23 protein-coding genes are annotated in these 19,013 nt (G+C 52.9%); all 23 read right to left on the bottom strand.

The genetic code is table 11. The annotated features are described in order from the left end of the window. Entirely contained in the window at positions 1 to 207 is a 207-nt protein-coding gene (locus PsW64_RS11740; protein WP_206599555.1) for a tail protein X, read from the bottom strand. 19 nt (positions 208 to 226) lie between these two features. Further along, positions 227 to 655: a phage tail protein gene (locus PsW64_RS11735; protein ID WP_057466123.1), complete on the bottom strand. Its 429-nt coding sequence runs from the start codon at positions 653 to 655 to the stop codon at positions 227 to 229. A gap of 23 nt (positions 656 to 678) precedes the next feature. Then, entirely contained in the window at positions 679 to 3,846 is a 3,168-nt protein-coding gene (locus PsW64_RS11730) for a phage tail tape measure protein (protein WP_063303723.1), read from the bottom strand. Between the two features lie 168 nt (positions 3,847 to 4,014). Beyond that, the gene (locus PsW64_RS11725) at positions 4,015 to 4,323 is read right to left on the bottom strand and encodes a phage tail assembly protein (protein WP_063303722.1); all 309 of its coding nucleotides are present in this window, start codon (positions 4,321 to 4,323) and stop codon (positions 4,015 to 4,017) included. Positions 4,324 to 4,332: 9 nt separating this feature from the next. Then, positions 4,333 to 4,839: a phage major tail tube protein gene (locus tag PsW64_RS11720; RefSeq protein ID WP_063303721.1), complete on the bottom strand. Its 507-nt coding sequence runs from the start codon at positions 4,837 to 4,839 to the stop codon at positions 4,333 to 4,335. A 9-nt stretch (positions 4,840 to 4,848) separates the two neighbouring features. Continuing rightward, positions 4,849 to 6,249, bottom strand: coding sequence for a phage tail sheath C-terminal domain-containing protein (locus PsW64_RS11715; protein ID WP_063303720.1), 1,401 nt, complete (start codon positions 6,247 to 6,249; stop codon positions 4,849 to 4,851). 70 nt (positions 6,250 to 6,319) lie between these two features. Next, positions 6,320 to 6,724, bottom strand: a complete 405-nt coding sequence (locus tag PsW64_RS11710) for a hypothetical protein (protein ID WP_063303719.1) — start codon at positions 6,722 to 6,724, stop codon at positions 6,320 to 6,322. 20 nt (positions 6,725 to 6,744) lie between these two features. After that, positions 6,745 to 7,488 carry a hypothetical protein gene (locus PsW64_RS11705; RefSeq protein ID WP_063303718.1) on the bottom strand — a complete coding sequence of 248 codons (744 nt, stop codon included), beginning with the start codon at positions 7,486 to 7,488 and terminating at the stop codon, positions 6,745 to 6,747. Next, a complete protein-coding gene (locus PsW64_RS11700; protein ID WP_063303717.1) occupies positions 7,485 to 8,171 on the bottom strand; it encodes a phage tail-collar fiber domain-containing protein in 687 nt (228 codons plus the stop codon). Before PsW64_RS11700 ends, PsW64_RS11705 begins: the two co-directional genes overlap by 4 nt. Next, positions 8,168 to 8,905: a phage tail protein I gene (locus PsW64_RS11695; RefSeq protein ID WP_063303716.1), complete on the bottom strand. Its 738-nt coding sequence runs from the start codon at positions 8,903 to 8,905 to the stop codon at positions 8,168 to 8,170. The genes PsW64_RS11700 and PsW64_RS11695 overlap by 4 nt, the downstream gene beginning before the upstream one ends. After that, positions 8,898 to 9,857 (bottom strand): baseplate assembly protein, encoded by a 960-nt coding sequence (locus PsW64_RS11690; protein WP_063303715.1) that lies wholly within the window; start codon positions 9,855 to 9,857, stop codon positions 8,898 to 8,900. The genes PsW64_RS11695 and PsW64_RS11690 overlap by 8 nt, the downstream gene beginning before the upstream one ends. A gap of 22 nt (positions 9,858 to 9,879) precedes the next feature. Continuing rightward, positions 9,880 to 10,254, bottom strand: a complete 375-nt coding sequence (locus PsW64_RS11685; RefSeq protein WP_063303714.1) for a GPW/gp25 family protein — start codon at positions 10,252 to 10,254, stop codon at positions 9,880 to 9,882. Between the two features lie 3 nt (positions 10,255 to 10,257). Further along, positions 10,258 to 10,458: a hypothetical protein gene (locus PsW64_RS11680; protein WP_063303713.1), complete on the bottom strand. Its 201-nt coding sequence runs from the start codon at positions 10,456 to 10,458 to the stop codon at positions 10,258 to 10,260. A 12-nt stretch (positions 10,459 to 10,470) separates the two neighbouring features. After that, a complete protein-coding gene (locus PsW64_RS11675) occupies positions 10,471 to 11,085 on the bottom strand; it encodes a phage baseplate assembly protein V (protein WP_063303712.1) in 615 nt (204 codons plus the stop codon). Between the two features lie 15 nt (positions 11,086 to 11,100). Then, entirely contained in the window at positions 11,101 to 11,889 is a 789-nt protein-coding gene (locus PsW64_RS11670) for a hypothetical protein (protein WP_063303711.1), read from the bottom strand. Next, on the bottom strand, positions 11,889 to 12,263 hold the full coding sequence (locus tag PsW64_RS11665; RefSeq protein ID WP_063303710.1) for a hypothetical protein: 375 nt from the start codon (positions 12,261 to 12,263) through the stop codon (positions 11,889 to 11,891). The genes PsW64_RS11670 and PsW64_RS11665 overlap by 1 nt, the downstream gene beginning before the upstream one ends. A gap of 2 nt (positions 12,264 to 12,265) precedes the next feature. Beyond that, positions 12,266 to 12,568, bottom strand: a complete 303-nt coding sequence (locus tag PsW64_RS11660) for a hypothetical protein (protein WP_063288263.1) — start codon at positions 12,566 to 12,568, stop codon at positions 12,266 to 12,268. Next, the gene (locus PsW64_RS11655; protein ID WP_193757789.1) at positions 12,568 to 13,623 is read right to left on the bottom strand and encodes a major capsid protein; all 1,056 of its coding nucleotides are present in this window, start codon (positions 13,621 to 13,623) and stop codon (positions 12,568 to 12,570) included. Before PsW64_RS11655 ends, PsW64_RS11660 begins: the two co-directional genes overlap by 1 nt. Positions 13,624 to 13,636: 13 nt before the next feature. Further along, a complete protein-coding gene (locus PsW64_RS11650) occupies positions 13,637 to 13,987 on the bottom strand; it encodes a hypothetical protein (RefSeq protein WP_063303708.1) in 351 nt (116 codons plus the stop codon). After that, the gene (locus PsW64_RS11645; RefSeq protein WP_063303707.1) at positions 13,984 to 15,060 is read right to left on the bottom strand and encodes a head maturation protease, ClpP-related; all 1,077 of its coding nucleotides are present in this window, start codon (positions 15,058 to 15,060) and stop codon (positions 13,984 to 13,986) included. The genes PsW64_RS11650 and PsW64_RS11645 overlap by 4 nt, the downstream gene beginning before the upstream one ends. A 24-nt stretch (positions 15,061 to 15,084) precedes the next feature. Continuing rightward, positions 15,085 to 15,345, bottom strand: a complete 261-nt coding sequence (locus PsW64_RS11640) for a hypothetical protein (protein WP_153040889.1) — start codon at positions 15,343 to 15,345, stop codon at positions 15,085 to 15,087. Continuing rightward, entirely contained in the window at positions 15,338 to 16,969 is a 1,632-nt protein-coding gene (locus PsW64_RS11635) for a phage portal protein (protein ID WP_063303705.1), read from the bottom strand. Before PsW64_RS11635 ends, PsW64_RS11640 begins: the two co-directional genes overlap by 8 nt. Next, positions 16,954 to 19,008: a terminase gpA endonuclease subunit gene (locus tag PsW64_RS11630; protein WP_063303704.1), complete on the bottom strand. Its 2,055-nt coding sequence runs from the start codon at positions 19,006 to 19,008 to the stop codon at positions 16,954 to 16,956. Before PsW64_RS11630 ends, PsW64_RS11635 begins: the two co-directional genes overlap by 16 nt. Between the last annotated feature and the right edge of the window lie 5 nt (positions 19,009 to 19,013).

The following is a 19,013-nucleotide window of genomic DNA, read 5'->3' as shown; positions in this document are numbered from 1 at the left end:
CTAATCCCAGAGCTTCAGCGTGGTTGTCTCATTACCGCTTAAAACCGGCATAGAGATCCTGGTTCCACGCGGTACAATAGGTGTGAGCCCCACAAGGTGGGTGTTTGCCTTCAATACCGCTTCAACGCTGCCTCTGGTATGGCCGTAATACTGCGAGCAGATCAGGTCCAGAGGGCGCTCCATGTCCACCTCAATCAGTTCCGCCATGTGTGCTCCGTGAGTTGAGTTAAAAGATCGAAGCGACAGCTCCAATCACATTAAAAAAACTGCTTGGGTAGGCCAGCAGCTCGATGGTGTATTCATTTTGCCCCGGTGTACCGATCCGGTTGTGAAGGCTTTGAGCTTCTTCAACCCCTTGTATGGTGTGAGATCCAAATACCCGCCCACCAATAGACACCAACATCAACGGCACACCCTGCCTGGCAGCAAGACGCACACCGTCAAGCGTTGTTTGCCCGCCGAATTCTTGCGGAAACAGGACTCCATTGATGCGGATGGTTTCAGAGCCGGGGCCCGTCCATTGCTGGGCATGCATACGCCCGGCAGTTTCCTGCGTGGCCCACCGGGTTTCCAGTGTCCGTTCCAGCTCTGTATAGCCAAAGCCGTGCGCATGAAACAAAAACGGCCCCAGCGCCATGGGAATTGGTCCAGCCATAGCCACTCCATAAGTTTGTAAGATTACATGCCACCATCAGAATGATACTGGCGAAGAGCTTTAACGCTCTCTCGCCCTACATCCTTGCCCAATGAGCGAGCGTCTCTGCCACTTCCACCAGACACATGCACATGAAGCTCACCCACAAGCGGTGCACTACGAGCTGTACTGACAGCCCCTTGCTGCTGAGTAGTTGGCGGAGTGAACAAGGCAGCTGGAGCAGGCGGTTGCGGTAAAGACAAGCCAATGGGCATTGCAATCGCAGCAGATGCCGCAAGTGCTCTGATTTGTTTCAGTTGGTTGTTATTGGAGACATATTGGCCCCTCTCGGTCCAGATGTATTCCGGTCCGTTTTCTCCAACGAGCGCCGGACCACGGCCTGTGACACCACCTCTTGCAAAAGCTGGCAATGGCTTTGCTCTGGGGGCGTTTGCTGGCACCATTACCGCTTTAATCTGGTCTACTTTTTGTTGCAGGGCCGGCGCGATCTGCGAGGCCCGCAGATCTTTTTCAAGCTTGGCAATTGTTTGTGTCAGCTGCTCGCGCATACGGTTCAGGGTCATAAGCTGGGAAGCCTCCTGAGGCGTCCCTTTCACCTTGGCAATCTTGTCGTCAACGAACGCCAGTTTTTCCTTAGCTGTCGCAAGGTCTCCGGTGAAGGCACTCTTGTTTTTGGTTTCTCGGGGGCCATAGATCTGATCACGTATTGCAGTCAGCTCTTTTGGCGTTTCTGCCAGCGGATTATAGCGTTGCAACCAATCATCCCGCCCCTTCCAGTACTCTTCAACTTTTTCCTGGAACAGGTCAGCTTGAAGACCGGCTTTCGCGTGAGCAGGAAATACCTTTCCCACCCCAACATCAATCTTTTCCGCCGCAAATTCAGCAATATCACGTTGCGCTTTTGCTGTAGCTACAATCATTGCAGCCACACCGACCTTGCCAATAAAATCATTCGCAGAATCTAAAACACTCTCTTCCCCTTCTGAAGAAGCCCCCTTTTTTGTAGCATCAGGGGGCCGCCCGTCTTTCAGGCTTGCCCCTCCAGCCATGGCCAGATCGCCCAGTAAAACACTACCCCTATGCCCAGTGAGCTTGCTACGCGCCGACTTAAGCCCAATGGCAGCAATCGTTGCCGTTGCAACAAGAGTGGTCAGGGCTCCACCAACTGCAATCAACCCGGCCACAACAGCTGCAATGGTGCCTGCAAGCTTGGCCTGATCCGGGTTTTCTCTCACCCAGTCACGCAATGGGGCGAGGAACTCACGGATACTCTTGGAGACCGCCCGAACAACAGGCAGCATGGTTTCACCGAATTCCGCTTTCAGCGCATACATCTCATTGGAAAGAAGCTGCAGTTCGTTTTTGCTTGTCGCTGAGCGAGATTTAAACTCAGCTTCCGCCGATCCTTTGTAACCTGCATAGTCGTTATTGGGATCATACTGGCCATCATTCTTCACGAGCTTGTAGGTGTCTTTCAGTAGCTGGACATTCGCAGTCAAGCCTCCAAAAGCAGCCGCTTCCTGACCAAACAACTTATTTTCAATCGCCAGACGACGGTATTCTTCCACGCCTCCCAGCTTTTCAACCACCTTGACCAAAGTACCAAAAGCGTCAACCTGCATATCCTTGGCAACCTGGACAGGGTCCATGCCGATTTCATCAAAGGCCTCCCGCTTATCTTTGCTTAAGGTATCGGCACCGGTCAGAGTATTGATCACATTCTTAAATGTGGTAGCAACAACTTCCGGCGCAAAGTTACTGGCTATCATGGACGAGCCAAGTGCTAGCGTTTGATTTTGGGTAAAGCCTGCTTTCTCAAATCTACCAGCGACTCGAGAAAAGTAATTGAGCAGGTCAGGAGCTTGGGATGATGTCTTATTGGAAAGGTGGTTCACTGCATCCACATAGTCCGTCAGTCCGTCAAGATCCGTGCCTAAAGCAGTTTTCGTCTTTGCCAGAACTTTACCGGTCAATCCGCCATCTAGATCAAATGCCACACCTGTTTTACCAGCAAGCTCGGTAAAACGCATTAAATCCTCCTTGGCAATGCCAGCTCCACTGCCCTCTTCCTGCAAGGCAAACAGCTCTGTCAGGGGCATGGCAATCTGCGTCGACTTATCAATCGTCGCCTGCTTGAATTTCTTCTCTTCCTCCTCATTTTCAAAGGTGGTTTTGGCTTTCACACCCGCAAAAGCGTCTTCCACATCAATCGCAACATCAACCGGATTGTACCAAGCCCGCAAAGCTCTTTGGCCACCATAGAAAGCTGCAGCACCGCCAGCTCCTACAGCCGCTGCCTTAACAGCCTTGCCTTTCATGACCTGCTGTTTCTGGTCCCGCACCTGTGTCGCTTTCTTTTGCTGAGAGAGCTTGGCATTTTGTGCATCGATCGCTTCACTGGTGTTATCTATAGCAGCGGCCAGCTTGCGCTCTTCAGCTGTCAGGTCTTTTACGTTCATACCAGCTGAACGCATGCCGGTCTTCATATCGACAAGAGACTTAGAAGCCTTCCTGGTTTCTCGTGAGAGCTTTTCAGCTCCCTCTTCAGCCTGGTCAAAAGCCCGACCAACTTTTTTCGCCTCACGCGTTGTGCTGGCAAGCTGCTTGGAAAGAGTTTTAGCTTCCTGCCCGGCCTCTTTGGTTTCGGCGTTAAGTGCAGTCAGCTGCTCTTTCTGTGCAGTCCGTGTTGCTTTCAGGCCCTGCTCTTCTGCCTTCAGTTCAGCAATAGCAGTCTTCAGGCCATCAATCGGTTCCTTAGCTTTCTTGGCTGCGCGCATCTGCTCTTCCAGAGCCTTTCGCGCTGCTTGATTGCTCGCCAGCTGTTTGCTGGTTTCAGCTTGTTCAGCCTTCAGACGCTGCATACGGTCGGCAAGCTGCATCACCCGATCACTTGCTGCCTCATAAGATCCGGCCAGCAATTTGGCCTGATTGTTCAGTCCTGCCAGCTGCTCGCGCCGGCCGGAGAGCATATCATAAGCTGCTTTGGTTTTATTCTTCAGGCTGTCCAGCTGGCCTTCCAGTTTCCTGAAGTCCCCGAGCTGGTTCATTTTGTTGTTGAGGGTTTTCACCTCTCGCACCCATGGCTCGGCAAACTTCTTTGCGGCCTGCGCACTCGCACCCGTGGTCTTTTGAAACTCGCGGGTCATATTGGAGACCACACGCAAGTTCAATTGGGTTTCAATCTTGCGCATGGCATGCTCCAGTTTGCTTTAATTATCGCCGGGAGGTCTCAAAAGCTTCCCGCTTGATCCTCTGGGCTTCATAGAAATAGTCGATGGCTTTTTGCGGTGACAGCTGTTCCACATGGCTGAGCGGCGTGGATAGGTGAGCGGCAATCTCTGCCGCCACCTGTAGCCAGCTTAAGCTTGTTCCGTCACCGCTTCCGCGTTTGGGTCTTCACCCTCACCCGGTCGCTTATCAGGAGGAAGAAACAGCGGAACCGTTTGCATGTCGCACGCGTTGTAATCATAAAGCTTCAGACGCTTGATGACAGGCAGGCTCACATCGGCAAGAGCTGCCAACAACACAGCGTTGCTTTCCAGAGTGTCCTTTTCAAACTTCTCTGCCTGAATCATGTCCGCAACCGTTGGCTCGCGAAACGTAAGTTCGTTATAGGTCCGCCCATCATGCTCGACAGGCGATTGCAGTTTTACGGTGATCTGATCCATGTCGGTCTCTTAAAGCTGGAGTGCACTGCGGATGCTGTCATATTGCGACACACCGCCAATCTTCACGTCGAAATCATCCATCTCAACAATCTGGGCACCGTCGATTTCCAGTTTCATTGAGTGGACCGAGACCTGATAATCCGTCTCTGATTTATCACCTGGCTTCCAGCCTCCGGCATCGACTTCACGCAGGAAGCCGCGCATATAACAGGTGGCGCTATGAGTGGTGCCGTCCTCATCAGCAAACGCCCCAGCGGCGAGAAAATCCTTTTCAACACCAGCTGCCAGCCCGAAGAGCTTCAAAGTCTCAGGGTCAAAGGCTGTCATTTTGAAGCTCATTTCCAGCTTCTCATAGCCAAGAACCACATCGCGCTCTTTGATCATGCCGGCATTGCGCATGCTCTCAGTTTTCACCGTGAGCTTTGGAATGGTGATTTCACTTGCGTTGCCCACTTTGGAATCGCGATCCACGAAAATGGTGCAGTTGCGCAAGATGTATTGCGGTGTCTCTTTCATGGGGTTTCCTTAAACGGAGGTGGTCAGAACACCGTTCAACAGCTCAGTGTAATAGGTGATGTTGCGGTGAGCGATGAAGCGGATATCTTCCATGGGGGCTGGCGGCTCAAAATCCACGGCCAGCGTGATTTTGCCGCCTGCCATGGCTTCATTGGTGTTGCGCTCCATGTCCAGCCAGACCTTACCGCCCAGGATCGCACCTTCAGCCTTCAGCTTGGCCATGAAGGCATTCCCGCTCTCAACCATGAACCTCAGGTTGGCCTTGGAGAACGGCTTGTCGACAAACTCTATGTAGCCCTCACGGATAGCGCCATTGATGAAATCAGCCGTCCGCCGCACAGCCATAAACCGCCAAAGATCATCGCCGCCAGAAAGCCGGTTGCCCCAGGTCTTAAAGCCGTCTCCATGATTGATGATGGTGGCAATGCCGCGCTCATTGAGATAGTCGGTCTGGGAGCCATACGCGATCGGGCGGGACACCGCCGTAACACCGTTGATTGTTTTGTTGGAGAGCGACCACCAGAACCCGTGCGTGCGATCCGTTTTTGCCTGCACACCGCAAAAATACGGCGCTGATGGCTTAAACCGGTTGGCATTGAGATCCGTGTCCCAGTCGCCAGCTTTTGGATCAACAATGAAGATACGCGGGTGGGCATTTACTTCCTTAAAGTTCACCGCGTCTTGATCCGTGCTATCAGGTCCATCAACGATGCCGATAGCCTCAAGCTCACCCAGCACACCGCCAAGCTCAGCAATCACCGGATCGCCAACCGCCCCAATATTGACAGTCGCAGTTGCCCCGTTGCCATCCCCGTTCAAGGTGGCTGTGGCATTGGTGTAACCAGAACCAGCCTTAGTAATCACCAGTTCAGTGACTGCCCCATCCAAGACCATTGCAATTGCCTCAGCCCCGGTGCCATCACCTGCAATTGTAACGGTTGTGGCATCGGTATAACCGGCACCACCATTTGTCACATTGATGGACTGCAGGCCTTTATCTTCAAAGCTGCCAGTAAAGCCAGGAATGGCAATCAGGCGCGGTGTCAGTCCATGAGCCGACTGGCATTTTTTGAGCGCGTGGATACCTGTGAGCGTGGAGGCTTCACCGATCACGTTAGAAAGCGTTGCAGCAGCATCTGCCCCTTCTGCAACACGGATCACAAACACGTAGGTTCCTACCTGTTTAAACACCGCATCAACGCCATCGCGCAGATTTCCGTCCCCGAGCAATGCCGCCTTGCGCCGGTCCCCTAAAAGCAACACCGGCTCATTCAAAGGGAAGGCTTCAGCATCGGCACCTTCAGCAGTGCCAATCAATGCGATGGTAGAGGTCTGGGCAATCTCGATAAGAATGGGATTTTCAGCAGATTCAAAGACCCGCACCCCATGGTGAAAGCTGACATCAGCCATTCAATTCTCCATAAAAAAACCGGCCACACAGGACCGGATACGGATGAAACTCAAAAGGAAGGGAAGCGGCTTAAAACTGCTCTGTCAGTGCAACCACTTCAGGCGGGCACTCCGGCCAGCTGGCCTCCTGTGTGAAATCGGTGCCCGGATCTTCAGCAAGTTCCAGGCATTTGGAGCGCATAACCCCCACCCAATCCAGCGCAGCCTTTGTACTGCTCAAAAGCGTGACTTCATCAGCGCTGCGATCCTCAGCGGCTTTGCCAGCAATGGCAGCGGCAGCCGTTGCCATATTCATCTGGGTCTCAGCGCTGGCCTGCTCGTAAATGCGCTTGCGGCATTCGTCTTTGATTGACTTAAGGCGAGTGCCTTTTTGAGCCTCATCAATATCAGCTTGCGGCACGCCAGCAGCAAGGGCATCTTCGGCAGTAAAATTCCGGTAGCCCCGACCGTTATATGAGATGTCAAAGGTATCCATGGATAGGCCTTCCTAACGCTTTAGAGCGTTGCCATGTTTGTGATGAGTTGAGTGGTGTTTGATGGGTTCGATGCATCGGCACCATCCACGTATCGGCCCGACATATTCCCGTTTACATCAACGATGCTATTGCCGAGAAAGACCAGCCCGGTTCCAGAGGCACAAGCAAGTAAGCCAAAACCATTTTCATTGGGGAAAATCAGCTCGGCATCTGAGATGGCAAAATGGGAAAGTGTCTGAACATATCCAGAAAAATTGCCAAGAATTGAACGATAGCGATTAAAGCCGGGAAGCTCGCCAGTGTAGGTTGGAAACTCAATATCGACGAAGCGGAGCATGAAACCAGCATTCAAACCAAACGTATTCCAGCCAGACAGATAGGCATAGCCATCTTTTTCAAAGACAGTGGCTTTAAGCTTTGCTTTACCACCTGGTGCCCGATGACCGTAGATCTGAATGCTCTTGTTCTGAAGAGAGTAGCGCTCTGGTGGCAAGATAACGTTTGACAACAAGTTAATGTTCGCGCTGCCATTGATCGGCGTCCGCTCGACCGCATCCTGTATGGTAAGCAAGGGCTCTTCTTGGTCGCCGGAGTTGTTGCTGTCACCATTGACGGCATCCACATAAAACACTTTATGCGTTTGAGGAAAGGCAGCTACAGCGGCCTGAACCTCCTGATTAATCTCAGCTTCTTTTGCTTCGAATGTATCAATCAGCTCTGTGGCTTTGCCAACCAATTTGGTGATTTCGCCCGTCAAACTCATTGTAGGACCTCCTTTGTCTCAAAGATATTTTGGGCGTTGGTAAGTGCCAGCGCCCCAGTGTTGGTGATGAGGGATAACAGGTCATCAATCTGCTGTTGCTGGTGCTCAACGACATGTTGAAGTTGGCCGGTATTTGCGCTGAGTGCGAGTGTCACGGATTGCTGTTTTTCCAGCTCAACCACCCGTGTCGAAAGCTTGAGATTACGCAACTGCTCACTAATCAAAGCCGCGCCAAGTTGGGCGAACTCTTCACCAAAGAAGAGTTGCAGATCCACATCACCCGTTACTTGAATGACACCCTGAGGAAGCGCAGCAAGCGCCAGTACAAAAGAAAACGCAATCGGCACGCCTGGAGTGTATTGAGCTAATGGCGTGTCAGGATCGGACCAGACAGCAAGCAAGGTGCCGTCCTCTAACATCACGCCCAGCTCTGCCAGAGTGAACCCGGTATCTCCGTCAATCTTAGCCGTGATCTCCATCTGGAAATCATCCAGATAACGAGACCCAACAATCTCAACACGGGCCTTTTCTGATTTCAGACTGTTTTCATTACCCGTTGGAGAGTAGCGCGAGGCACCAAACGCCAGGTGTGTGATCCTGGCATGAAGGCCAGCGTCTGAGGCATCAAAGATGGATCGCATGCCAGCGCGCGTAAGTGTTGGATTGATCGCCTTAAGGCTCATGTCAAAAGCTCTCCATGAAGTGAAAGGAAGGAATGGCAACGAGCTGCTGCTGCACAGCCAAGAACTGTCCCCATCTGCGGCAGAACCGGCTCAACTGTTTGCGCCAGGAAGGCAACACTACGCGCCATTGTGCCTGCGCTCAGCGTTGCTCCACTTTCGGGAAGAACCGTTGCGCCCATGGGCTGTGTGAAGGCGTTGGAACGGCCTGCAAGGCCAATGCTGAGCGACGTCTCAAATTGCGCCCCAATCTGGAAGCTGAAACCGCGTGACTTTGGCTTAGTTGCTGAGATTGTGCTCAGGATGTTTTCTTGCAATCGTGCATCCAGAACCGGCCCATCAGCAAAGATTTGCTCATTGGCATAAGCTGTAATCTCAAACGTGCCAGGAACGCCGGAACCGCCCTCTTGCCACCATTCCAGCAAGTGCGCTGCCACCCCCAGAGCTGCGAGTGCAGTCTTAACTGAGTATGGAGTGCCTTTGTATTTGTGCACCTCTTTCGAGACAGCCAGCACACGGCGTTTGACTTGCTCAGGCCATTCCCGGTCCCACACATCAACGGAAAGCTCCCAGCCCAGATGATCAAGCAGGCTTGCAGGTGCTTTCAAAGGGTCCAGACAATCGCGAATAACCTCAGCTGGAAGACCAGACATACGGTCTTCAACAAGGTCCATTGCCACGGCAATATCAGCGGAGTTCGGCGGCAGCACAGTTTGGCGGGGAGCCTTATCAGACATTGCGCCAGCCTCCAGTGATGGAGTTGACGGTAATTTTGACAGAAGACGCGTAAGGCGCTTCGAAAGGCCCGACCATCACATCAGCTGCAGGCTTGGTGATGATCACCTCCTCCACGCCATCTACTTTCAATGCCGCAGCAAGAGTGGTGCGATAGAGCGGTCGACCTATGGCAAGGCGCGTTGAAATAAACTTCTGCAAGGTTGCTTGCGCTTGTTCTTCAACGATAGAAGCAGTTGAAGCTGACACAACTTGCAGCTCAGCTTCAACTTCATAGTGAACAGATGTCGCAGAGATAACCGTCAGCTTGTCACCCACTGGCCTGCGCTTGTCTGATTTCAGGTTCCGATAAACGCTCTCCAATAGAGCATTACTTGCGACCCCGTCCCCAATTCTGGAAAGAACACAAATCACGGGCTCAGCTGGAGGAATTGGCGGGTCCAGATTGTCATCAGGCCCATAAGGTACAACGTCCAACACATCACCGGAGGCCTGCAAAGCCCAGTAGACGTATGCGCCTTCCGGCCCATAGGGAGAGTAGCTTTCCAGCACCAGCTGAATGCGTGCCCTATAACTCTCGTCATCCTCATAAATGGTATTTTCAGGGTCACTGTCATCCAGAACCAAGCGGGCAACGCCCCGCCCTGCTCCGCGATGGTCAAGATCAGATCCAGTTGCCGTTGCAAGCAGAACTGATTTCACCGCCGCATTGATGCGCGCATTCATGTAAAGCTCGCGCGATGCTCCTGCCTCACTTAAATAGCGGGCGGGCGATGCTGCAATGGAGCGCGCCAGTGCCATGATCTCATCAGCCTCAGCCTGTTCAAAGCGGCCATCACGCAAATGACGGTCCAGCTCCACAAGGCGGGCTTCAAGCAAAGCAGTATAGTCCAGTTCCACCACAGCGGAGGGTTCCGGCAGTGTCGCCAGATCAAGCGCAGCAAAGCGGCTCATGGTGTTATCCTGATGTCGGGAGTTAAAGGCCAGAGATCGGCACAGATAAGGTTTGCTCTCCACCTTCCGGCGTGGTGTCGCCGTGATGGCCTCTTGGCAAATAGATGCCAACCAGGTTCAAGAGGATCTTGCCAGGTTCAGCCTGTGATACGTTTAGGGAGCTTAAAGAAAACCTTGGTTCCCATTGCTCCAGAGCAGTTGCGACAGCTACAAACAGCGCCAGAATGCCAGCATCATTTGAGGGAACATCCACCAGGTTTGGCAGGTCAGATCCAAACTCACGCAAGAAAACCCGCGTGTTTTTTGGAGTTGAGAACAGCCGGTTGATAGACTGGACCACATGAGCCCAACCAGAGACCTCACCGCCCGTTATCTCACTTAAGTCCTTACCGGCCATGTTCTAGTCAGCTCTTCGAGAGGTGGCCTTGCCTTTAGCAGGGGCCGGCTTCGTGGTCTTCGCGTTTACTTCTGCAAGCCGGCTACCAAGAGGCGGAAGATCAACTTGAGCCTGTTTTTCAAACAACTCAATTTCCTCGCCTTCCCGGCGATAGGTTCCATGCAAGAAGCCTGCACGCAAAACACGGTAGCGGTTTTTTTCCATAGTATCCTCCAATTAGACAGGAGCCCCGGTCTTAGATGGACCAGGTGTCACTCCAGAATGAATGTGGGTGTGGTCTATTGTGGTGCCTTCCGACTTCACATAGCCGGAGTTCAAATCCACATCGCCTGCGGCCTCAATGCCTGAAGGCGTCAAGGTGATGGACGTACCAGCAACGCTGAAAGTCATCCGCCCATCAACCAAGGTAATGGACGCATTCCCAACACTGAGCTGGAGTTTAGCGCCACCACCTGAAACGATAATTTTTGTAGCCCCAACCTGCGCCAGGACATGGTCGTCTCCTTTTGCGCTCGGTCTGGGATTGTCTTCACTTGGCAGCGCAGACCCAATGCGGGCATCGGTTAAATCACCGCTCTCACTGGTCAGTGATACTTGCTGACCAATCGAAGGCGGATTGTGGGTCTTATTGGCGCCGCTTGCCGGCTCGGTCCAAGGTAGCCAGCCCGTAAGCATGGGAGTATCTGAATCTGTCAGCCTGACCCGTGCTTTGCCTTTGGCCGCATCAACTTCAGAAATCACCCCTTCCCGCGTGCGCGAAGCAAGCCGCCGTTTGATCTCGGCAACCTCAAAATGCAGTTCAGCAATTAAGTCTGGCAGGTCCTGCGACATTGCGCGTGCTCCAAGTTACGGGGAACCGGCGCTGAGTGTGCCTTCCGGTTGTTCGCTGGAAAATGTTGCTGAAGGATTGGTCTTGGAAGCGCTGGTCAGTTTCAGGGCATCCGCTTCAAGGCCAGATAGCCCATGAAGGAAGGAAAGCCGGTCATCCTGTTCCCGACCGTTCCAGGCAAGCAAACCTTGCAAGCGCTCACATTGTTCCGGATCACTTTCAGCAAGCTTTGCTAGAAACCGGCTCCAAATCCCGGCCTCAGGCAGTGCTGCTCCTGGAACAGGATCTGCAACTAGCTCAACGGTTAGCCGCAACTGACCACTCACCAGCCGCACCCCATCACGGGCATTGCCATGGCGCAGCTCTTCACAAGCTCGAAAGTCTGGAGCAAATCCCTTAAGCAGCTCAGACCAAGGGTTTTGAGGATCAAGAAGAGCAAACTTGATTTGCCGCGTTAAGGCATCAAGAAAGAGCTCAAAGTTGGGACTTGTTGCAGGCACCTCCAGCCCAACGACAACACTCTCACCCTTCTCGTTGGTCTGGGTCATCGCAGCTGTAATACCGAAATTAAAAACCAGATCCAGGTGACCATTTACGCGCAGCGAGCGACCACCCAACTCGCCCGAATTAGAAACATCCGTGTAAACGGCAATAAAAGGGCCTTCCTCATCGGTGCGCAAACTTCCATCACTACTCACCTGAAGCGCCGCCACCTTGCTATCAAGGATGTTGGCACCAACTAGTGTTCCTGCTGTTTTTAACGCCTCTACGGCGCAGTGACGCAATGCAATACGGGCAAGCGACATTAGGCTTCTCCGAGTTCAAGAATAATGCGGGAGGCACCGCGATCAGAAACATCAAGGACTTCAAACCACGGGAGGCCAGCGCGGGAAAGCGCTTGCACCTTATCCCCGGTCTTGGGCATAGGTCCGCCATAGTCAGAGCGGGAAAGCTCCAAGAAAGATGGCTCTGCAGAAAGGCTGGTGCGCTCTTTTTTCGATCCCTTGGCAAGATTGAACGCATGCCCCGCACCACAGCGCAAAACCGCATTCACCGCCGTATTTTCGCGGGTAGGATCGCTGTGCTGTTCACCGTCAAGGAAAGCCAGCAAAACCGGCTCTCCCATGACGTCATCCACCTCTTCGGTGAGTTCAGCCCGAAGGTCATCAAGCTCAGGCATGATCAGTCCTGAGCCGAACCATCGGTGCTGGTCTGATCCTCAGAATTCGTGCCATCAGAACCATCACCGGCACCAGCACCAGTAGATGAATCCTTAGATGACTTGCCGCTCTGAGAACCAGAGTTGTCACTCTGCGTTGCCGCTGGTTTAGGCGGCAGAGAAACTTCTGCAAGCCCACCAAAGGCATCCAGTTTACTTAGCTCAGCCTTCTTCAAACCTGTTGGCAGTTGCTCGCCCGGTTTAATGACGCCTTTTGAGGTCAGCAACCGGGCAGTTGCGATCTTGACTGTGCCAGCTCCTGCCATCAGACCACCCCTTTCCAGACTTTCACACCGTTGGGACGACCCGGGATCATCAATGGCGCTGATTGCGTCATTGCCTGATCAATGGACGGATTGTCCTGTTCCCAAACTTTGGGGAACATCGGCATCGCCTGAAGGCCAGCTTTCTTGTCCATGATGGTGCCAAATGCACGAACCCCGTAAACTCCAGAGGTCCCACTTTCGCCAACTGGTGCAACCAGCATGACTTCACCGGGTTCCAGATAAGGCTTTTCGGTCCTATCAACATCACGATAAGTGCTGTGATCGACATAGATGTTAAAGTTGCCAACGGTTCCTTTGAATTCAACTGGATTTTCCGGATCTGTCGCAGATGGGGACGCCGTCAAAGTGCTATCATTGCGCTTAGTGAGATCCATCTCGGCCTTCACGCTTTTGTTCACTTTGAAATGTCGCCATACATCTGGAGCAAGGTAGACTTCTGTTGCCCGAGACCCGGTCTTTTTAGCAACTTCCGCAGAACCTTCTTCCAACAGAGAAAAAAGCTCATAGTCGGCATTTGACCATTTCTGATCATCATCAGTGATCAAGTCCACCATTTCAGGCGCACGGCCAAAGTCCACCAGACGAGCGGGATAATCATCCCCCACAATCAGGACTTTGCCTTCTTTCAGAGCGAAACGTCCAAGCCATTCCCATCGCGCTTCAACTTGCATTTTTTGTTCGTAAAGAGCGAGAGCGACTGCGCGTTCAAACCGATCCATAGCAGTAAGTTCGCCAGAGAACTTTTCACCAGCCATACGCGTGACAGCATCGGTTGGCTTGATCATGTTCAGCGGCTTCACATAAGCAGGCTTGAATGATTTAGCCGTATATCCAGCTCGCTCCTGCGGTTTGCCTGCATTCAGAGGCATCACGAAAGGCGCAAGCGACACTTGGTCTCTGAACACACTATCAAAATGGATCTCTTCTTTGTCTGAGAGATACTCAAGCTTGAAAAACTTATCAATGAAGTGCCGTTTAGGCGTAAAAATTGTTTCGATCACGGTCATCAGATCGCTTAGGGTGTAAATATCCACGTGCATAATCTCCTTAAGCAACCTGCCAGTAACGCGCCAAGATGCCGTTGCCGCGCAGCGCCTGTTTCACCACTTCAGCGTCCAGGTCACCAAAGTGCATTTCATTTAAGTTGAAATCGTCACCTTGAATGTAAACGCCCATGGAACTGTCCGCCTCCAGCGTAATGCCAACAGGCATCACGATACTGGCCTTGCTCGCATCGTTAAGAGCAACAAACACCTTGTTGGCGCTGTCATACTCAAGCACTTGACCGCGCTTATAAGAGCCAGCGGCAACTGTGTTGGGTTGAGTTTTAACATTCCCGCCATGAAGGTTATCGACGGGTGACGGTCCGTGGTTAGTACTTCCAGCCAGATGGCTCATTTAGCACCTCCAAACATGCTCTTTGCTCGGTTGACCAGACGTGCCCCTTTGTCATCGTCAGTCGTTTCCGGCGGTTTGCTGTAATTTGATGCTTGCGAACTCGCAGATAGGCGCTGTTGTTCGTAAGTGCTGGCCTGCGTCTTTGGCGTATCACCTTCAGGCTTTTCAGTTCCCTCTGCCTTAGGGGCTTTGGCAAGCACCTTCTGGCCATCCTCAAAGCTTGTTGAGGTCTCAAACGCGAGGTACTTTGCAAGTTCAGTGCGGCCAGCAGCTTCCTCACAATTGAGGATTTTGCCGATGCGCTCGCGCTCGGCTGTTTGCGCATCGGCAGCATTCGACTGCGTCTGGTCAGTAGTAGAGCTGGCGGAGTTGGCATCCGCCGCAGGTTGTGTCGTCATAGGCTGTGTCTCCTGATTGACAGTCATTTGTGCGACGGATGCCGCCGGAGAGCGCTGAGGCTCAGCGCTCCAGTTTTTTGTCTTGGAAAGTTGTTTCAGGGTGTCGGGCGCGCAGTTGTAAGTGCGGTAGTCAAAGGCAGACACACTCACCGCCTGAGCTGCCTCATCAACGGTTGCAAAACCTTGAGCCTGGGCTTCACTGCCATTCATCCAGGTTTCTTCAACCATCATTTGGCGTAGTTCTTCGGATGTCTTGCCGGTTACATCTGCGTAGATGCCTGCCAGCAAATCAGCTTGCTTGTGCAGCAGCTCACCCATCGCTTCGTGCTCTGCTGCTGTGCCGCGTTTTTCTCCAGCAGGATCATGGATCATCATCATGGCCCCGGTGCGCATAGTGCGCTCATCACCAGCCATGGCAATAATGGAGGCAGCTGAAGCTGCCATTGCGTCGATGATGACAGACACTTTGCCCTTGTGCGTCTTCAGAGCATTGAAGATGGCAATACCTTCATCGGTATAGCCACCGCCTGAGTTGATCCGCGCGGTGATCGGCTCATCACGGCCATGCAGAGCAAGAGCATTTAGCACTTCCAATGCTGTAAAGCCTTCATCCCAATAGTTTTCGCCAACGAACCCATAAAGAATGAGTTCGCCGTCCTGTAAAATTCCCGGCATTTTGGATATCCTTAAAGGGTGGGTTCAGCACCAGCGAACTGAGCGAGCCCGGCGGCGAAGCTTGCCGCCAGCAGCTAGGCTGCATTTGGCATCGTACTGAGCAATCAGCTTTTGCAGCGCAGGCAGATTGGCAGCTGAGTAGGTCACTTCATCCCGTCCAAACCGGACGGTTTCACGGCGTCCACCAGCGGCAACAACCAACTCAATTTTGCGGAGCGCCGTTGCAACAGCACATGGCTCATTGATGGAAACCATGTCAGAACCTATTTTGACCTGATCACTCATCAGCAGCTCCTTGTGCTTCATCAGTGTTTGGTGCCGTTGCCTGTGAAGATACTCCCTCATAGGGTGAACGCATTCCCTCAGCGAGATAGCGCCGGTGCTCGGAGAGGCGCTGCTCAAACAACTCCTCTTCATCTATGCCCATCTCAGAGCATTCATGGGCAAGGGATGAGGTGCCATTTTCCAAACGGGTGCTGGAAGCCTTAGCGCTTTTTGCATCATCTGCCGTTGGTTTGGCTGGTCCTTGCCACTGGGCCCAAGACGCTTCTTCACGCAAAGCCGAATAGGCTTCATACCCGCCCTTGAACGGGATACGCTCTTCACCGATTTCCTCATCAAGCCAGCTTTCGTAAACAGCCTGATAGGTGGGCGCAGCAATGCGCTCTCGCCGCCTGGTCACGACCGGCCAAATGCTTGCATTTTCCATCCGGACACTGGAGTAAGTGGCATTGGAATAATCCATGGTGAGACCTCCGTAGGTAATCCCAATCGCCCGAGCCATTTCCCGACCAAGCGAACCAGAAAACGGTAGGTAATGAGGACCTGGAGTTCCAGCTGTCTTGATTTCGAAATCTTCTCCAGGCGCGATATGTGACACCGTAGGATCACTGCCCAAATGAACGGAGTTTTCTGCTGATTTATCCAAGGTGCTTAGGAGATAATCAGAAAAAGAGTCTTTGAACTCCTTGCCGGCTTCGGTGTCTTGCATCGCGTCGATCGCAGCAAACGCTTCTTCTGATGGCAACTCACTCTTCAAAACAGCAGCAAACAGGGTTTGCAAAATAGCGGTTTGCAGCGTGGCATCTTCAAGCATTTCGTGCTGGATGTGCTTTCTAAAGGCAGACGCTAAAACGGAAATCCCACGTACATCGCTTGCACAGGTGGGATCAAAAATATGCAAAACCTGAGCACGCCCAGCCAGATCGCGAGCGTTATACCTTGTCTTGACGGTTTGACCGTTTCTCGCCTCTTCAATCAAATAGGAAATCGGGCGGCCATTCTCATCATGGTAGACACCTTGAAACAAACGGTCATGTTCCAGCGTGTCCTGAACCAGCTTCTGCGGTGAGAACAGGCAGAGCTTCGTTCCGGCCTTAATGCCGTAACGAGCCCGCTGAGCGCTGCCCATATAGTCCAGCATGCCCGTCACTTCGCCAAAGGTGATGTAGTCTCTCAAAGAGCAATCAACCAACTGTGGCAGGGTGAACTTACCGCGCATGTCGCATTCAGCCTGGTTCCAGGCAAACCGCTTCCAACGTTGCTTAACTAGTCGGCACCAATCAGCAGTTTCCTGCGCATCATAGCCTGCAGCGTGTAAGTCCGGTTTGGGATTAAGCAGCAGCTCGGAGCCAACCGTATCTGCAATCACCTGATCCACAGCGCCTTTAAGCCGCCCTGAGTTTTGAATGATGTCACGCGCCAGCCCCGCACAGCGGCGCCAGGACAAACGAATATCATCCCGGCTGTTTGTGAGCGGAGCTGGACGTGTTGCCAGAACCTTAGAGCGAGTATCGCGCAGATATCGACTGACGCTGCGCACTGCAACCTGCCCTGTTCCCTGCTCAGGTGGTGCTGGTTTCCCACCCCGGTTAAGCAGCCGACCAAGCGCTTTTAACGGTTCCGCCATTTCTCGCGCCTCTTCCTGATACGTTGCTGCCTCTCCGCCCATCCGTTGTCGTGAGCGGGAGCTGCTTTTATCTGTGATGTTTTGGTGGGAGTGCTGGCCTGGTTTGCCTTGACAGCTTCAGGCGAGAGCAAGTCCAGATCCTTTGCAGGCACCAACCGCTTTCGCAGCCGCGCCCAATCATTGTCAGTGTTGGAAGTCAGACCCAAATGCTCGGCAATCGCCATGGCGTAGATCCGGCAATCAAGGAAGTGGTTATCCTTCCGGGATTTCTTCCATTCCTCAAGCAGCCGGCCTTTCACCAGTTTCTGGTCGAAGTACTCAGCGGTGATTTGAAGAAAGTACTCTTCATCCAGCCAAACCCCATAATGACAGTAACCAGGAGGATCACACTCAGCGCCAGCTGCCATGCCAGACTTATGCAAGCTGCCAAAGAACTCGTGCTTAAGGCCCCATGTTCCAACAGGCCAAAGCTGCGAACCGCGCACCTTTACGCGCTTGCCTCGTTTGTTGACTGACTTCTTCTGCGGCAGACCGATCGCAGGAACACCGCGCCCACCCTGCCCTTTAATGGCATAGGTGTCAGGCCTTGCTCTGCACCAACTCAGCACCTGCTCCATGCGACCACTGTCACCAGCATCAACCGCCAAACCGTCCAGCCGGCGCTCCATGCCCCATGCGTCCTTAAAGCCTTGCTTGTAAAACACATCCAGCTTGAGCCATGCCCCCGCCTTGATGTCATCCGTTGAGCCTTCAAGAAAGTGCGCATCCACGCACCAACTTTGCCGGTCATCTCCAAAGGCGACCGCCTCCACATAGATGCCGTAATGCTGAACATCCGCGCCGGCCACAAACAACAGGCCTTCAGCCGGGATTTTCCCACGCTCCAGCTGTTCACGCCGTTCCATAAGCCGTTCATGTTTCGGAGCATTGCCGCGCATGGCATATGCCTTGGCGAGCACCAGATTGGTAAAGTTCTTTTTGGCTGCTTCACTTCGTTTTTCCGCGTTGATGAAGTCCCGCGCGATATCGCCGTAACTCATCATCAGCGAGCAAAATGCATCCACATGGAAACCCGGCTGGCGCCCCTCGCCCGCCTTCAAAGCAATGAACTGCCCTTTGCGAACAGCAACTACGCGCTCAGCCTCTGTAATGGAGTGGCCACATTCCTCACAAAGGTAAGTGCTCTCCTCTGGATTCTCGCGGTTTACCTGAAACCCGCTCCAGTCCTGCCGTTGCTCAAAGTCACAGGACGGGCAGCGAATATGCCAAAACCGTTGGTCTGAGCGCTTGAAATCGCGATCGATACGGCAATGACCCGGACCTTCTCCATCGTCATCACCGCTATCATGTTCCGGGGTAGAAAGAGCAAAGATCTTATAGGACTTCTCACGGCGAAATGCGGTAAAGCGCCCAAAGAAAAGCTCTTCAGGATCGCCGCCATTGTCCGTCTCTTCCCACTTGGAAACTTCGTCTTTTACTCCATACTTGATCGTCTTGGAGGAAAGATCCATTTCCGAATTGGCATTGGCAAGCGACAGTGCGCCACCTGGGAACTTCTTCTCAAAGGTGGTCGAACCTTTACCGCTGCGGCTTGTAATCGGTTCAATCACCTGCTTGGATGTGCGCTTCTCCCATGCCTCAATCAAAGGCATGATCTTCATGGAGTTGGTTTCTTTCAGCGCCTGATCGCCTGGCACAGCGTACAGAATATTGTCGGGTGCGTTTTCCGCCAGGTAGATGCTCCAGGAAAGCCCCAGGATAGAAACACCGGTCTGCTGTGATTTGCGAACACAGACATAGTTGCAAGGGTGATCAGCAGACAGACACGCGGCGATTTCCAGCAAATACGGAGCGTCTTTTGCATTCCAAAGCTCTCCACGTCTTGGGCCGTCCACCAGCTCAATGTTTTTGGGAAGCCATTCGTGAAACGGCAGTGGCTTTTTAGGGCGGATCGTTCTTGCAAGCACTCGCGTAACGAGGCGAGCTGCACCATAAACTCTTGTGTTTGCACCTCGCAAACTTCCCAAAGTTTCCTGCATGGCTC

This window comes from Pseudovibrio sp. W64 (assembly GCF_001623145.1).
In the GTDB taxonomy this organism is placed as follows: domain Bacteria; phylum Pseudomonadota; class Alphaproteobacteria; order Rhizobiales; family Stappiaceae; genus Pseudovibrio.
Note: the sequence above shows the minus strand (reverse complement) of the source record. Positions and strands in the feature narration are given on the sequence as shown.

What these genes read in the sequence shown, in the direction of transcription:
- PsW64_RS11685 (WP_063303714.1), bottom strand. Translation starts at nt 10,254, where the DNA reads ATGGCCGGTAAGGACTTAAGTGAGATAACGGGCGGTGAGGTCTCTGGT.
- PsW64_RS11700 (WP_063303717.1), bottom strand. Translation starts at nt 8,171, where the DNA reads ATGAGCCTTAAGGCGATCAATCCAACACTTACGCGCGCTGGCATGCGA.
- PsW64_RS11715 (WP_063303720.1), bottom strand. Translation starts at nt 6,249, where the DNA reads ATGGCTGATGTCAGCTTTCACCATGGGGTGCGGGTCTTTGAATCTGCT.
- PsW64_RS11720 (WP_063303721.1), bottom strand. Translation starts at nt 4,839, where the DNA reads ATGAAAGAGACACCGCAATACATCTTGCGCAACTGCACCATTTTCGTG.
- PsW64_RS11690 (WP_063303715.1), bottom strand. Translation starts at nt 9,857, where the DNA reads ATGAGCCGCTTTGCTGCGCTTGATCTGGCGACACTGCCGGAACCCTCC.
- PsW64_RS11670 (WP_063303711.1), bottom strand. Translation starts at nt 11,889, where the DNA reads ATGTCGCTTGCCCGTATTGCATTGCGTCACTGCGCCGTAGAGGCGTTA.
- PsW64_RS11705 (WP_063303718.1), bottom strand. Translation starts at nt 7,488, where the DNA reads ATGAGTTTGACGGGCGAAATCACCAAATTGGTTGGCAAAGCCACAGAG.
- PsW64_RS11730 (WP_063303723.1), bottom strand. Translation starts at nt 3,846, where the DNA reads ATGCGCAAGATTGAAACCCAATTGAACTTGCGTGTGGTCTCCAATATG.
- PsW64_RS11630 (WP_063303704.1), bottom strand. Translation starts at nt 19,008, where the DNA reads ATGCAGGAAACTTTGGGAAGTTTGCGAGGTGCAAACACAAGAGTTTAT.
- PsW64_RS11650 (WP_063303708.1), bottom strand. Translation starts at nt 13,987, where the DNA reads ATGAGCCATCTGGCTGGAAGTACTAACCACGGACCGTCACCCGTCGAT.
- PsW64_RS11735 (WP_057466123.1), bottom strand. Translation starts at nt 655, where the DNA reads ATGGCTGGACCAATTCCCATGGCGCTGGGGCCGTTTTTGTTTCATGCG.
- PsW64_RS11710 (WP_063303719.1), bottom strand. Translation starts at nt 6,724, where the DNA reads ATGGATACCTTTGACATCTCATATAACGGTCGGGGCTACCGGAATTTT.
- PsW64_RS11680 (WP_063303713.1), bottom strand. Translation starts at nt 10,458, where the DNA reads ATGGAAAAAAACCGCTACCGTGTTTTGCGTGCAGGCTTCTTGCATGGA.
- PsW64_RS11645 (WP_063303707.1), bottom strand. Translation starts at nt 15,060, where the DNA reads ATGCCGGGAATTTTACAGGACGGCGAACTCATTCTTTATGGGTTCGTT.
- PsW64_RS11695 (WP_063303716.1), bottom strand. Translation starts at nt 8,905, where the DNA reads ATGTCTGATAAGGCTCCCCGCCAAACTGTGCTGCCGCCGAACTCCGCT.
- PsW64_RS11660 (WP_063288263.1), bottom strand. Translation starts at nt 12,568, where the DNA reads ATGGCAGGAGCTGGCACAGTCAAGATCGCAACTGCCCGGTTGCTGACC.
- PsW64_RS11675 (WP_063303712.1), bottom strand. Translation starts at nt 11,085, where the DNA reads ATGTCGCAGGACCTGCCAGACTTAATTGCTGAACTGCATTTTGAGGTT.
- PsW64_RS11640 (WP_153040889.1), bottom strand. Translation starts at nt 15,345, where the DNA reads ATGAGTGATCAGGTCAAAATAGGTTCTGACATGGTTTCCATCAATGAG.
- PsW64_RS11665 (WP_063303710.1), bottom strand. Translation starts at nt 12,263, where the DNA reads ATGCCTGAGCTTGATGACCTTCGGGCTGAACTCACCGAAGAGGTGGAT.
- PsW64_RS11635 (WP_063303705.1), bottom strand. Translation starts at nt 16,969, where the DNA reads ATGGCGGAACCGTTAAAAGCGCTTGGTCGGCTGCTTAACCGGGGTGGG.
- PsW64_RS11725 (WP_063303722.1), bottom strand. Translation starts at nt 4,323, where the DNA reads ATGGATCAGATCACCGTAAAACTGCAATCGCCTGTCGAGCATGATGGG.
- PsW64_RS11740 (WP_206599555.1), bottom strand. Translation starts at nt 207, where the DNA reads ATGGCGGAACTGATTGAGGTGGACATGGAGCGCCCTCTGGACCTGATC.